This window comes from bacterium (genome assembly GCA_030247525.1).
In the GTDB taxonomy this organism is placed as follows: Bacteria; Electryoneota; JAOADG01; order JAOADG01; family JAOADG01; genus JAOTSC01.
Map to the genome: position 1 here is coordinate 1 of JAOTSC010000084.1, position 14774 is coordinate 14774.

At 48.3% G+C, this 14774-nt stretch carries 15 protein-coding genes; all 15 read right to left on the bottom strand.

Translation table 11 applies throughout. From position 1 onward, the window contains the following. A partial coding sequence (locus OEM52_08990; GenBank protein MDK9700265.1) for a M48 family metalloprotease occupies window positions 1–376 on the bottom strand: 376 nt, incomplete at its 3' end. Window positions 377–725: 349 nt separating this feature from the next. Then, window positions 726–1253 (bottom strand): DinB family protein, encoded by a 528-nt coding sequence (locus OEM52_08995; protein ID MDK9700266.1) that lies wholly within the window; start codon window positions 1251–1253, stop codon window positions 726–728. 84 nt (window positions 1254–1337) lie between these two features. Next, window positions 1338–1934 carry a cysteine hydrolase gene (locus OEM52_09000; GenBank protein MDK9700267.1) on the bottom strand — a complete coding sequence of 199 codons (597 nt, stop codon included), beginning with the start codon at window positions 1932–1934 and terminating at the stop codon, window positions 1338–1340. Between the two features lie 99 nt (window positions 1935–2033). After that, window positions 2034–3626 carry a citrate lyase subunit alpha gene (locus OEM52_09005; GenBank protein ID MDK9700268.1) on the bottom strand — a complete coding sequence of 531 codons (1593 nt, stop codon included), beginning with the start codon at window positions 3624–3626 and terminating at the stop codon, window positions 2034–2036. 14 nt (window positions 3627–3640) lie between these two features. Then, window positions 3641–4594, bottom strand: a complete 954-nt coding sequence (locus OEM52_09010) for a restriction endonuclease (protein MDK9700269.1) — start codon at window positions 4592–4594, stop codon at window positions 3641–3643. Window positions 4595–4995: 401 nt separating this feature from the next. Then, a complete protein-coding gene (locus OEM52_09015; protein MDK9700270.1) occupies window positions 4996–5802 on the bottom strand; it encodes a DNA alkylation repair protein in 807 nt (268 codons plus the stop codon). 226 nt (window positions 5803–6028) lie between these two features. Then, the gene (locus OEM52_09020) at window positions 6029–6673 is read right to left on the bottom strand and encodes a M23 family metallopeptidase (protein ID MDK9700271.1); all 645 of its coding nucleotides are present in this window, start codon (window positions 6671–6673) and stop codon (window positions 6029–6031) included. A gap of 72 nt (window positions 6674–6745) precedes the next feature. After that, on the bottom strand, window positions 6746–7948 hold the full coding sequence (locus OEM52_09025; GenBank protein MDK9700272.1) for an aldolase/citrate lyase family protein: 1203 nt from the start codon (window positions 7946–7948) through the stop codon (window positions 6746–6748). 156 nt (window positions 7949–8104) lie between these two features. Continuing rightward, the gene (locus OEM52_09030) at window positions 8105–8731 is read right to left on the bottom strand and encodes a DUF1579 domain-containing protein (protein ID MDK9700273.1); all 627 of its coding nucleotides are present in this window, start codon (window positions 8729–8731) and stop codon (window positions 8105–8107) included. Between the two features lie 93 nt (window positions 8732–8824). After that, window positions 8825–9316 carry a hypothetical protein gene (locus OEM52_09035; protein ID MDK9700274.1) on the bottom strand — a complete coding sequence of 164 codons (492 nt, stop codon included), beginning with the start codon at window positions 9314–9316 and terminating at the stop codon, window positions 8825–8827. After that, the gene (locus OEM52_09040; protein ID MDK9700275.1) at window positions 9313–10362 is read right to left on the bottom strand and encodes a SpoIIE family protein phosphatase; all 1050 of its coding nucleotides are present in this window, start codon (window positions 10360–10362) and stop codon (window positions 9313–9315) included. Before OEM52_09040 ends, OEM52_09035 begins: the two co-directional genes overlap by 4 nt. An 8-nt stretch (window positions 10363–10370) precedes the next feature. Beyond that, entirely contained in the window at window positions 10371–11345 is a 975-nt protein-coding gene (locus tag OEM52_09045) for an STAS domain-containing protein (protein ID MDK9700276.1), read from the bottom strand. Window positions 11346–11372: 27 nt separating this feature from the next. Next, entirely contained in the window at window positions 11373–11771 is a 399-nt protein-coding gene (locus tag OEM52_09050; protein MDK9700277.1) for an anti-sigma regulatory factor, read from the bottom strand. Continuing rightward, window positions 11771–12145 carry an STAS domain-containing protein gene (locus tag OEM52_09055; GenBank protein ID MDK9700278.1) on the bottom strand — a complete coding sequence of 125 codons (375 nt, stop codon included), beginning with the start codon at window positions 12143–12145 and terminating at the stop codon, window positions 11771–11773. The genes OEM52_09050 and OEM52_09055 overlap by 1 nt, the downstream gene beginning before the upstream one ends. 255 nt (window positions 12146–12400) lie before the next feature. Next, entirely contained in the window at window positions 12401–14725 is a 2325-nt protein-coding gene (locus tag OEM52_09060) for a TonB-dependent receptor (protein ID MDK9700279.1), read from the bottom strand. Window positions 14726–14774 lie beyond the last annotated feature (49 nt).

Genomic DNA, 14774 nt, shown 5'->3' on the forward strand with positions numbered 1-14774 from the left:
GCTCATAATTGTGAACCAACTCATGCGCGACCACCGCGGCAAGTTCGTCGGAGGATTTCACTTCGGTGAGTAATCCCGTCAATACGCAAATCAGATCGGGCGAACAACTGCCTGAGGTGGCAAACGCATTCCAATCGGACGACTCCATGACATAGACCGGATAGTTGCGTAAGTAGCCGCGTGGTTGAAATGAGGAGATCACCGCTTGCAGTTTATCCGCTCCAGCGCCGGAGTACTGTGAGGCAAGGTGGTAGCGTTTCCCGCCCATCTCCTTGGAGATGAGTTGCATAAACTGTTCTGGGGTGTACACCGCGTAAACGACAGGCGCGGTCAGGGTACCGAGGAGGCACAATAATAACCAGTGGGCTTGCTTCATCTCTCGTCCAAAATTCTGTTACTCGGAAAGATACGTATTGAAATCCCCGGTTACGAGTGGTATTTTATTCCACACTAACCCGTGGAAAGGAATTTACCATGCCGTGTTGCCGTAAACCAGCCGGAGAAGCACCGAAAGCCGCCAAACCCGAAAAGAAGGAAACTGCGAAAACCGCCGCCAAAAAAGCTCCCGCGAAGAAAGAGAAGTAACCACACCTCAGCATCGCACCTCTCACTCCGATTGGATAACCGGAGTTATGTCGTTTGTCTTCGCTTCTCTGTTACTCACACGAAAGAAATGACCGCGACATTCTTTGCCGCGGTCACTCCAACATACCATTTGCGAGGGTTTACGCGCCCCAGAGGTGCATCGTATTGACCGGTTTGCCCATCAGTTTCAGGTAGTAGAAGAGTTGGCCTTTATGTTGCATCAGATGATTCGACATCTGCATACAACGCTCACCCAGCTTACACTCCATTTGATCCCACGGTGCTTTGGCGATTTCGGTGGCGAACCGCTCTTCCGGATTGGCATCGAGCATCTCAAACGCTAACTTTTTATCCTCGGCGAGTAGTTTCTTTGCTTCGGCGACACTGGTTACCGTTGGCATTTTCTCCGCCGGGGGCAGCATATCTTCTTCGCTTGCCTTACTCGGATCGAAATCCGCCGGCATGCCCCAATCGCCCGTACAGAAGCCTTTCACACAGAATCCGCAAGCATTCGTCATGTGATGCAAAACTTGTCCGACTGTCATCCAATTCGTTCCCGTTGCCGGTTTCCAATTGAGTTCGTCGTCGCTCACCATATCCATTAACTTTTCTGCTACCGCGTATTCGTACTCGAAGCTTCCGCGTAGCATTTCTTTCCAGTTGACCATCGTTTCCTCCAATTAGGTATAGGAATATCGGTAGCGATTCCATCGAATGCAAACAATTCTATCAAATAAAACAAGTGAATGAATTTAAGACACTTCCTTCACAGTCGCGAGGATTTCTTGCGTGGTTTGTACGACTGCAAATCCCAATGATAGTGCGTGTAATGTCGCATGATGGACAAGCTCGCGCGGCGTTGCCGGGAAGTCGGGACAACTCACCGCATCGTTCACAAAGTAGACGTAATAGTCGAGATCGTGGGCATGGCGTGCAGTCGATTCGCAACAGATGTTCGTCATGAATCCGGTGATCGTTACGGAATCGATTTGCAGCGCAGTCAACATCGTTTGCAAGCCCGTTCCGACAAACGACGAGTAGCGATGCTTCGTGATTTCCAACCGATTCGGCAGTAGTTTTAGATGCGGCGGATAATCGACCGCAGACGATCCTTCGATAAATGCGCTCACCCGCGGCGTGCCTGTAAAATCAAACATCCGGCCGGTATCACCATCGGCGGGAAGTGCATGACGAATGTATATCACCGGCTGATGACGCTTCTCGTAGATTTCAATCAGCCGGTTGATCTGCGTGACTATTTCCCGATGGTTGTCGATGTATAGTTTGCTATCGGGAGTGCAATAAACATTCTGTACATCGATAACGAGGAGTGCGCTGCGCTCTAACATGATTTCTTCTTTTTATTATTATAAGATTGCTTCGTCGTCCGCCGTACGGCGGATTCCTCGCAACGACATTACACCTAACACCATATACCTTTCACTCGTTTACTCGCCGCCGCCACCATCTGATGCACCGCCGATGGGAGGAAGATAGACCGGACGAAAAATGGTATCGATGATTGTCCCATCGACCCACTTCACCACCCCAATCGCATCGTTAGTGATTTCCGGTTTTGCCGGCGCGCCGCCGCAGAGATCGTCGATTTCTTCCTTTAGCGATGCAATTGTGCGCAATGGTAGTCCACTGTTTTTGGTCGCATCGATGAGATCCTGTCGCAATGGATTGATCGCAATCCCGCGCTCGGTGATAATCACATCGATGAGTTCCCCGGGACCGCACAATGTCGTTACCCGATCCACAATCACCGGAATGCGGTCGCGGAATGCGGGAATCGGTAGAATTGTGCATTTCGAGAAGAGGCAATTCTGCCAGCCACCGATGCCGTGCAGCATTTGACCGTCGCTATGCGTAACGACATTCGCATTGAAGTTGAGATCGACTTCGGTCGCGCCGAGTACCACCACATCGATTAGCGAGGCGAAGTTTCCTTTACCGTGCCAATTGTACGAAGTGAACGGCGACGTATTGACGTGGCCGGGATTTTCGCGCATCGAGCGAACGCCGTCAAGATCGAAGGTTTGTCCATCGAGGATGTAATCGGTGAGTCCCATTTCGAGCATTTCGACGAGGTACTTGGTCGAACCACCGCGGACGAAGCGCGCTTTTATCTGCTTGCGAATCATCATCTCTTTGAGATAAATCGCAAAGGCGAGCGAAGTGCCGCCGGCGCCGGCTTGGAATGAAAAACCGTCGCGCAGGATTCCCGCCGCTTCGACGAATTTCGCTGTCAATTCGGCGAGATAGAGGCGGTCGGGCGACTTCGTAAGTTGAGTGGTACCGCTGACGATTTTCGACGGTTCGCCGACTTTATCGAGCACGACGACGCAATCGATATTCTGTCCGTGAATCTGCCATGGGATACAGGGGAACGGGACGAGATTATCGGTAACGACAATCGAATGATCGGCATATTCGGAATCGACGAGACCGAAACCGAGCAACCCGCATGCCGAGGGACCACGGTCGCCGGTGGCATTCCCCATCGGGTCGGCAGTCGGTGCGGCGATAATGGCGATGTCGATATGGACTTCGCCGTCCTGTACCGCTTGCCAACGTCCGCCGTGACTGCGCAATACTGCCATACTCGGGAGCATTTTCCCTTCGGAAACGTACCGTCCGAGCGGCCCGTTGAGCGAACCTTCGATGTGGTGAATGACGCCCGATTCGAGATGGCGAATCATCGGCGCATGGCACGGAAACGCCGCCGAGGGGAACCAACGCAGACCCTTCACACCCAGCTCTGCGGCGATATCGAACACTTGATTCATGATCAAGTCGCCGTTGCGGAAATGGTGGTGCGAGGAAATCGTCATCCCATCGCGCAGCCCGCACTTGATGAGTGCATCGCGCAACGACGGAACGATCTTGTTGCCGTCGAGCGGATAATTTTGACATGACCGAATCGGTGGCGCGGCTTTGCGTCCCGTCGGTTGATACTTCCCGACCCCTTGGAATGGAACACTCTCGATACCATTCACAATTTCCGGGACGGGGCGATTTGCGGAATTCGTAATCATATAAACTTACCAGCTTATAATAAATCAATAGCTCGAACAAAGACTTTGCCTTCTTCGCAAAGTAGTCTCAACTTTTTGCTAAGTAGCTCCTTTAATTCTATTTTATTTTCAAATACATAATGCAAATCTTGCCCATCAACAAGAAAGAAGATTGGTTGCTTTCCTCTGGTCAATGCATCTACAGCATTGCTCGTGAATCCATTATATGAAATAAATATACCTCGTGTAAATAGCGATTTTCCAGTTACCTTCTCTCTGAAATTTGACAATGGTGCTTCAGATAAAGGATATTTTTCCCATTTCGCTTCGATTAAATAAATCTCTTTTTCAAACTCCAACGAACCATCGATTTCCTCACCGACAACTCTAAATGCTTTTCTTGGAGACAAACCACTATGCTCAAACAATCCATTTAATACAATCTCAAATTCTTTTCCTGCTTTTTGCCGATTTTCCATGTTCATTATTCCGTAATATTGATCTTTTATCTGATTAAACTCATGAATTTTTAATGAAACATCTACTGTTAATAACTCATCTTTTCTTTTTTCTTTCAAGTAGTCTTCTTTCACACTATCTAAACCTTCTTCAAGCGAAAATAGAAAACCAGAATCCCACAACTCTGGAAATTTAAACTGAACTTTTAACAAAAGACCGTTTAGAAGTTCGATTTCCTGCTTCGTGACAGGTTTATTCTGTTTTTTTCTATATGTGATACCATTGCGTACTACTGAGATTAGTAGTTTTTCAAATGTGCCTCTTTCATTCACCAAAGTCCTAAACATTAGTTCTGAGATGGCTTTTTCCTTACTTCCACCAATCCAGTAGTTGCCCAAACCACATTCTGTGGCGATATTCTCAAAACACCTGTATGCTTTTCCCCAACGAAGATTTGCATTTCCAGGTAAAAAATCATAAAGCAAATGAGCAATCTGATCTGCTACGAATGCTACTTGTAAACTTTCCATTTACATCCCCTTTCCAAGAAAATGAAACGACTAATTTGACTTTCCTTTCGATTTCGTACGGTTCCTTAGAGTTTACACGTTTTTACCCTATTGTGGCAAGAGTAGGGGTCGAAACGCTTCGACCAGGTTTTTGTTCGGGCGCAAGCGTTTGCGCCCCTACAGAGTGTCGGGCAAGAGTGCCCAACCTCCAAGTGCGGGCGGACGTGGGAGTCCGCCCCTACCCCGTAGGACAGACACTCTTGTCTGTCCACTATCTTGTGCCCGTTGGAGATATCATTGCCAACGTACGGTTTCGTGATGGTTACGGGCATCCAAGCCTGTTCGTTCTTTTCGGGCGGACACGATGGTCCGCCCCTACCCCGCGTCAGAGAATTGTCGGGCAGGAGTGCCCAACCTCCAATTCATTTGGATTTTCGGAAGCGCTCTTTCTGCTCTTTGCTCATTTTCTCGGTGGCGTATTGGAAGATGAGTCGCGCTGCCGTGTCTTTGTATTTCAATAGGAACGCTTCCACCGGTTCGGGATCGCGTTTCCATGCTTCGCGTAAGAACCAGCCAAGCCCTTGGTGGACGACGCGCTCCTGATCCTTCATGAGCGGTTCGACGAAGGCGAGCAGTTTCGTCAGCGTACCCACTTTCAATACGTCGGCTTTCTTGCGAGTCTCGGCATTGTCGCGTAAGTAAATCAGGAGCGACACCGGCACCGCGCGTCGCCGCCACTTTGACTCCATCGTCCGCCATTCCTTGAATGCTCGATAATCGATTACGCCGTCGAGCAGAAAGTAACTCATCGTGTCGCCACAGAGATAGTCGCTATGCGCCCAATTGCGAACGCCATCGTCAAACCACTTCCCCACCCGCTCAAAGGTCTCCGCCGTAAACTCTTTGCGGAATTTCATGAGCCAGGTAATCGCGAGCGAACCCTCCTCATACTTCGGATGACGAATCAAGATATCGGCGAGATCGAGGAATCCGGAGAAGTCGAGCTCTTCCGAATACTTCGCAAATAACTCTTCACGAATCTTTTCAAATACACCCGTGGGTAGTCCGTACGCGTCATAACCCTCTTTGAAATAGTAGGCGTATTTCTTGACGATTGCCGGGTCGCCGTGTTCCGCGAGTCTTGTCTGAATTTCCGTTACCATCGCCGCCAATTGTTTCGTAGTTGGCGGTTTCTTCTTGGTTGGTACTTCTTTTTTCGTTGGACTCATGGATTTCTCCGATCCGTAGGACAGACACCCCGTCTATCCACAAAAACAGTGGTGGTTACAAGGTTCTAAGCCCGTACGGTAGGGGTCGTTCGTGAACGACCCGTTTTTCTATCGGGCGGTTCGCGAACCGCCCCTACCCCGCGTCAGAAAACTGTCGGGCAAGAGTGCCCAACCTCCATTGTCGAGGTCACGAATAATTAACAAGGACAGACAGCGGCGTCTGTCCCTACTGTGACATTAGAGAATCGCGGCGCTGGAGGCGATTCTGTTTCGTGCGATCGAATTCCTGTAAGATCGTTTGAATGGTTTTGTTGTCACGATGCGTTCGGCGAATCAACGGTAAAGGGTCGATGAATTTTCCATTTTTCAAGAGCGACCAATGCAACTGTGTTTGATACGCATTCCCTTCCGGCTGGAATATTTCCCCGATGACGTCGCCACGTTTCACCGCTGCGCCTATGTAAGTCATCCACTCCGAGATATGTAAATACATCGTCGCAATACTATCGCCATGATCGATGGTAATGCTGCCGCCCCACTGCTTACCTCTGCCGACTGCGGTCACAACGCCATCTCCAGCTGCTACCACAACAATCGTATCGGAATAGAAATCCAATCCCATGTGTTTGCGAATCCGAACGCCGCTACGCCAATCGTCGCGCCGAGTACCAAACCACGGGAGTCCATCCCGCACGACATCGATCGGCTCATATAAAATCGAACGCTGCAGAAAAGTATTTACGGTGCATTCACGAATAGGAACAGCGATTTCAATACCGTCGATCTGTAGTAACATGGGCGGGGATGCATTCGAAGCAACCGCAATGAGAAAGAACAAAACAGTGATAATCTGCCGGGATTGCTTCGTCACTACTTTCCTCGCAAAGACAAGCGCGCCGACAGGATTGTCTACGCAACAGAATTGGGCGTATGCCATACGCCGCTACGATTGCTTCCAATCTGCCGCCAGTTTGCCATAGGCGACCGCCATATCGATCGTGCGCACGGCACGCTTTACCACTGGTGGATCGATCATTTTGCTTCCGAGCGACACCACTCCAAGTCCCCGCTTCTGCGCATCGTCGAAGGCGACGACAATTCGTTTTGCTTTAGAAATCTCATCCTCAGTCGGGGTAAACGCTTCGTTGATAGGAGCGATTTGTCGTGGATGAATGCAGCCAATGCCATCGAATCCCATCGCGCGCGATTGTTCGACTGATTTTCGTAATCCCACCATATCGGCAACGTCGGAGTAAACGGTATCGATTGGTTGCAAACCGGCGGCGCGAGCGGCATTGATAATCATACTGCGAGCGAAGAACGATTCTTTGCCATCGAGAGTGCGCTGCGTACCGAGATCGGCGGTGTAATCTTCGAGACCAATCGCTAATGCGACATTGTTCGGACTCGCGGTCGCAATCGACAATGCGTTTAATATGCCGAGCGCGCTTTCGATAATCGGCATCAAAAATACCGGTTCGGTTCGACCGCACCGCTTCGATACTTCGGCAATTTTTGCGTCGACTTGATGCATTTGATCGGCGGTTTCGATTTTCGGCAGTAAAATGAGATGGACGTTATGCGGAACGATTTCTTCCAAATCCGCCAAACCCAACGCCCCTTGATTAACACGCACCAATCGCTCCACGCCAAAGAAATCGATCACCCGCAGCGCATTGCGGACGATGAACCTCGCTGACAGTTTCTCGGGTGGCGCGACCGAGTCTTCTAAATCGAGAATGATGCCGTCCGGTTTATGCAATCCAGCATTCAACATCAGTTTCGGTTGATTTCCGGGAATGTAAAGCCGGCTGCGTCGCAAGTGCTCCCGCGACGACTTATATCGGCAAAACTCTTTCCATTCCGGCAGCGCCGCTCGCTTGCAATCGGGGAATGCTGTCTTTACGACCGCTTCGATCCGTGCCATAATCACAAACGGAAGTGCGCCGGCATCGTCGATCTGCAATGTCCCGTGTTCGATTCCGAGTTCGTGGAGAGTGTCAAGAGAAAGCTCTCGAATCGAATCGCCGTACATCACTTCAACTTTGGTGTTGACAGAAATGGAAAGCCCACCAGTGGTTTCCGGGGTGAACTCAACGCGGCAATCAGATTTATTTTGGGTGTTGCCGCTGGTAAAGGAGGTCATATCGGCTCCTGCAGAGTGGAATCGGGTTATACTTTATACATTGTATAAAATAATGGTCGCGCAGTTGCTCGGCAAACGGCATTTGAGCCATCTTCACAAGAAAACGGGCGGATACAACACCCGCCCGGTCGTTAGAAACTTCTTACTATGGTATGTTTATCGCGAATAATCAATCTCGAGTGCGATAAACTCGTTGCCGGGAAGTAAATCCCAAATCTCAAAAGTGTGGTGATTGTCGTCGATGAATTTGTAAACGTACTTCACATCCTTATCCTTCTCACCGGTAGTCGGTTCATCCATCTTCCCCATCAATGTAATCGTTTTCCCATCGGCACTCGCTTCACCATACGCGATTATTATCGCCGTAGTCATGTTGTCGATCCAAAACAGATTGTACTTCTGTTTGAAGTTATCGTAACCAAGGTAACCAATCCCTTCATAGGGCATATCCATCATTTTACCGGTGTAATGGAACTGAAGGAACCGTCCTTCCATAACTGATTCATAGGAACACACAGAACTCGATTGCTGTGGAGGAGCATCCGGTCCCATGAACATTTTCATTTCCGCTTTCCAATCACCTTCTAACTTTTTGAACGATTCGTGTGGTTTAGATGGAGACGCGTACTTTTGCCAAAGTGCGAACATCTCCTGCATCTTCTTCTCATCCATGCTTAGTCCCCCGTTATTAGCGTTCTTTCCAGCGTCTTGGGCAAACAATGAGCCTGCCAAGAATACAATAGCAATGACTGTTATGCTTAAGCTACGAATTGATTTACACATTGTTCTTACCTCCTTTTGCGAAGAAAAGGAAACTACAAAAAGCGATTTTGCATTTGCAAATCGCTCAGTACTCTTTAGAAAAAAAATGGGAATCTACTGATTGTCAGGGGATATATTTAAATCGAGGAGGGCGGAATTAATGTACTCTTTCGGAATCAAGTTATCGAATTCACGTATCCGTTCGAGTACCTTGGCGATGCGGTCGCACTGTTTAATCATCATCGCTAATTTTTCGCGAAGAACTGTCTCATCCTTCATGGTGGACATTTCGAGAAGACGAAGCGTCCCGTGTACAATAAAAAGGGGATTGTTGATTTCGTGGTTGTAGGTGATTACCATTTGTCCAATGGCGGCGTGGCGTTCCCGGATTGCGATTTGATGGTTTGCATCCTCTAAAGCGTGGTTCTTTTCCTCTAACTCATGTTGCTGGAGCTGCAGTTTTTCATTTGCCCCTTGCACTTCCGAATACAACGCCACAACACCGCGATTTGTTTCGAGCAACTCCTCTTGTAACGAGGAGATTTCCTGTTTCAAGGTTTCGATTACTTTCAGATAATCAGACTCGATGTCGGTTACAGCATTCACAATTCGTTCAATGCCAATCTTCCTAACACTAAAGTCGCGTCGTCATTCGGTCGGGCATATTTTCCCAACAGAGTTCGCGCACACTCATACAAGTTGTATTGCCCTTTTGGTACACAGTCAATCAACCAATCACTCGTCAAACCATCGCTAAACATCGCGAAAATCATTCCATCAGAAACCTGATACTCCATTACTTTTGCTCGCGGTGTTTCCAAACCAACCGTACCATTGAAATTCACAAACCGGGTTTCGACGCCGTTGCTGAGCGTGGTGAGAACGTTTCCGACCCCAAGATACTCAATGCGTGAACTACGAGCGTGAATTCGAGCAATCGAAACTGCAGCGCCTCGGGTTTTTCGCAACTCACTATGCAAGATAGCCAGCAGTTGCTCTAACGGAATTCCAGCATTTTGCTCGATGATCCGTATCGCCATCGAAGACGCTTCGTAAGCTATTGCTCCGTGACCTAATCCATCGGCTAATGCAATCAAAGTTGTATCGCCGAGATGGATAACGGTCGCCTGATCCCCATTCGTCGATTCTCCCGGAAACGGACGGGTGACAACGACAAACGCTCCTATCGGTTGATGGGAAACTTGTTTACCGCTTTTCGCAATCCGGACTATCGCGCCTCTGGGATGATTCTTTAGTAGTTCCACGCGGTCGCAAAAACGGCGAACGGCTGGTATCCCACCGCCAAGCGATTTACCGTTCGATATTCCTTCCGACACTAAATGAGAATCGTTTATTCCCGGACCAAAATCGATAAAATCAATTATCAATTCCCGATGATGGTCGATTGGTGCACTGTACATTTTCACAACACCATACCCGCCAGCGTGTCGGGAAATGTTTGTTAACAACTCGCGAATGACAATTTCCAGTTCGTGAAAATCTCGTTCGACAAATCCGAGTTGCTTGGCAAAGAACATACCACGCGCAACAATTGTAGGAATATCGGCAATAGAATTGAACTGGATGGTTTCCAGTGCGGCGCCGGGGTCAGGGTAAATGTTTATTTTACGGGTAATACCTTCGAGCGCCATGCAATCCCCTACGCCAATGGCGCAATTGTTCGATTTGTCATCCGTAATGCCGCTTCAATCGCTCGCGACAACTTCGACTTGGTCAATATCTTCGATAAATCGACTCCGAGGTGAATTAAAGTTTGGGCGATTTCCGGATTGATACCAGAGATAATTGTTTCAGTGCCCAGCAACCGGGAAGCTGCTACTGTCTTGATCAAATGGGATGCTACTAACGTGTCAATAATCGGCACACCGGTGATATCGATAATTACGACAGTGCTTTCAGTTTCCGTTATCCGCTGTAAAATATTCTCAGTGACCTGTTGGGCGCGAACACTGTCGACGGCTCCAATGAGTGGTAATGCAAGTATCCCCTCGGCAATTTGTATCACCGGCGTCGAAAGCTCCATTACGACATTCTGTTGGTCGCGCAGTCGTTGGATCAGGGCCGTTTGCTTCTGGTGGTTACGGATATTCTCCAGCGCTGCCGCCATTTGGTTAGCAAACAACTCGAGCGGCAATAACGTGGAAATGGTGGGGCGCTTGCCGTCGCTGGGATCATCGACGTTAATCAGTCCGACAATCGCTCCGTCTGGATTGAAAAGCGGGATAAACAGAAAATCGTCGGGATGCCACTCGGCACTCTCGTTATAAGTGCGACGGCTCTTCAAGCCTTCCATTTGCGAACGATCGTGAGGAATGTAATAGGAACGGCCGATTAAGAAGTCGTCGATCAATTGATGACGGGTATCTTCGAGGGTACGTCGCGGCATCGTCCGCAATTCATCCATTTCTGCCGGGGTAATTCCCGCAAATGCAGCTCGCCGGAATGTATTGTCGATTTCGATCACCGAAACCACGCAACGTTGAAAGGTCGAATGAAGAATAATCGAATCTGCCGTTAACTGGCATAGTTGATCCATATCGGTTATCCGCAGATAACCCGAGGTAGCTTCCAGAAGTCCCAATAAACTCTCAAGCGTCCCTTTTTCGTTACCCATCGTTGTAATCCTTCTCGATCTTGCTTGTCATCGCAACCATTTGATTGTCGTAATTACGGTTCCTTTGCCTAACTCCGACCAAATCGAAAACTCATCCATTAACCGTTTGGAACCCGGCATCCCCATCCCCATTCCGCGGTGGGAGCTCCATCCTTCTTTTAATGCAAGGTCGACATTCGCTATTCCGGGTCCGTTATCGGAAAAGGTCATTTTCAGCCCGGATTTATCTTCGTTTGTCGCTCGTTCGATTTTCACAACCCCGGTTTTTGCATACTCAAAGATATTGCGTGCCAACTCACTTGCTGCGGTGGTAATTCGTGTTTGATCGACCAACGAGAAACCAAGGTTCTTTGCGTATGTCCGGCACTCCTGCCGACAAATGACGACATCTTTCTCTTCGCGAATCTCTACGATTTTCGTATCCATCACCGGTGCTTCGCTAATTTATTCAATAATGCGATGCCGCTCTCAAGATGCAGACTGGTATGAACCATATCAAGATTAAGACCAAGTTCGACCAGAGTTAATGCCACCGCCGGCTGCATCCCCACTAAAACGACTTCGCAATCCATCAGTCTTGCCATCCGCGCGGTGTCTCCCAAAAGTCGACCGAGGTAGCTATCGACCATATCAACTACGGAAATATCGATCAATACGCCTCTCGAGTTCGTTGCTTCGATTCGGGTTAGGATATCGTTTCGCAATTCACTCGCAGTGTAATCGTCCATATCAATTTGGATTGGTACGATTAAATAATCGTATAGTTTTAGTATGGGAACAGAGTGCTTAAACGAACGCATAAAAAAACAATCCAATGAATGCACCGGGGAAAATCTCGGTGAGGTCAACCGGGAAGCTGAGCAAGCTAACAGAAAAGAATGAGATGTCCATGTAACTTTTCCGATTCATTGCCCTTTCATCTGCATAATACACACGCAGGAAGCTGTTTGCAACAGATTTGCTCGTATCTGCCGAATATTCAAGCACAAATTGTCAGTTTATCATTGGAATCTTCGAAAAAATCCTTTTTCCGATTCATAACAATTTTGAAACTATTACCACTCAAAGGTAAAACCACCAATGGGGAAGAACCCGGACTGGTAGCGAGTAATCTGTTCCTTTGTCTTACGGTTCCAATACGTATTGTAGAAATTCTGACGGTTGTAGATGTTCTCGATCGAAAACCACGTTACCAAGTTCCAGTTCGTAAAGAAGAATCGGTAATCGTAACGCAAATCGAGTCGATGGTAAGGTGTACGTCGTTCCGAGTAAACGTGTAAGGTATCATACACCTGATAATTCAATTGTTCTGATATCGATTCCATCAACGGCGTATAAGGTGCGCCACTCGCATAAGTCCACTTGAAGCTAAATTCGACCCGATTGTTGGGTTTCCACCCGCCGACTATGTTAGCCACTACGGGCGAATCGAACTGTCCCCATCTCCCAACACCATCGGCCGGTGTATAACTCGTGCGTGACCAACTCGCCGATGCGATTCCGTACAGTCCGTCTTTCAGTTTCTTTTGAAACATCATTTCAACACCATAACTTCGTCCGGTTCCGTCATTTGAGACTGCATCAAAGGTGCCGACTCCGCCATACTCCGCACCAGCATTCTGTAAACTGCCCCAACGATATCGCTCACTTGTGACCGGAACCTGCCGGTATCGTTTGTCATACATTTCAAAAGTAAGCCGGGTGTCGTTGTTTAATATGTGCTCGTATCCTATTACAGCATGCTCTGCTAACATGTTCTTCAAGTGTTGATTAGATAGATTCCCAGCCAAAATCATGAGTGGAGGCGTCTGAGCAAACAGTCCGTAGGAAAAGGTTAGCTTTCTCTCCGCATCGATCCGGTAGGTAGCGCCAAATCTTGGCGACCAGTTCGAAGCCTCTGAGAAATCGAAGTAATCATAACGAACACCGGTGTTCAAAATCCAAAACGGACCGAATGAACGAGTGATCGAAAGATAACCGGCTGCTTTGTAGGAATTCTCTGCAACAAAAGCTGATTGGTACACTGGATTGTTAACTGGAGTGCCATTTTGAATGGTCGTGATAGGTTCCCACCAGTAAACCGTGTAATCAAACCCGACTTGCTTCCATTGGACTCCCGTATTTACTTCGGTGTTTTTGTTGAGACGGAAATTCCACTCGTTTCGAAAATCGGTTTGCCACTCAGTCGAGAAATTGTAAAATGCGCGGTTATATGCTTTTGTCTCAAAAGATTCGAGTGTGTCGATGGTGGTGATATAACGGGCGCGATCATGGGAAACAATCACTCGAGTGAAACCCAGTTTCGGGAACATCCGGGTATAGTTTACACCAACGACTCCGCTGACCGATTTCCAATGCAAGTCTTCGGTAGCCGGATTTTCACTATCCTCAAGATCGGGATCGAAATGAATGTTATTTTCACCGGCAATCGCTAACAGCGTCAAGCGATCCCGTTCCGAAACTGATTGTGTTGTCTTGAGTTGGAAATCCTGATACTTAGGCAAAGCACCATAATTCATCAAACCGCTAATCAGATCAAGATAGCTCTTGCGGTAACTGGTTAAGTATGTGCCCCGTTTTTTTGCGAGTGGTCCTTCCAATGTGACCCCTGCACCGGCAAATCCGATATAACCGCTCCCGGTAAACTTAGGTGCCCCTTCCCGATAAGTGACATCGATAACCGCCGAAGTCTTGTCGCCAAAACGTGCGGGAAAGCCACCCGATAGAAAGTTTACTTCCTGAACAAAATCGTTGTTAACCATACCGATAGGGCCGCCGGTAGCCCCTTGCGTTCCAAAATGATTCGGATTAGGAAACTCAATGCCATCGATCCGAAAGAGCACTTCGGTCGGTGATCCACCTCGGACAACTAAATCGTTTCGGTCGTCACTCGTCATTTGAACGCCCGGCATTATCTGAATCGCCCGGGACAGATCTTCACGGGCACCCGGAGCGCGGCGAATCTCCTCTTGCTGCAACCGGAGTGTACTGGTAGAAATCTCAGGTGCTTGTTCAAAGGGATCGGCGAGTACAACCATTTCACTTGCTTCGTGGGACTGTGGTTCTAAGTCAATGGTCAAGTACGAAGTTCTGCCCGGCGAGATTGTGATATCGGAGCGAATTGCCTCTCGATAGCCCATCGCAGAGAATCGAATCGAGTAAGTACCTAATGGTACATTTTCGATACGGTACTTACCATTCAAATCGGATTGAATCCCAAGTTTGGTGTTCACCAAGAGGATGGAGGCTCCCGGAATTGCCTCTTGGGTTTGGCGGTCACGCACATATCCATGGAGAACGCCGTTTGATTGAGCAAAAAGTGGTAAAACCGATATTAGAACGAGGTAGAGGCTTGCAAACCGTTTGCATTTAAGAAACATTGTACGATCTCCGGAATGGTTGCAAAATATATATTTTTATATATAATAT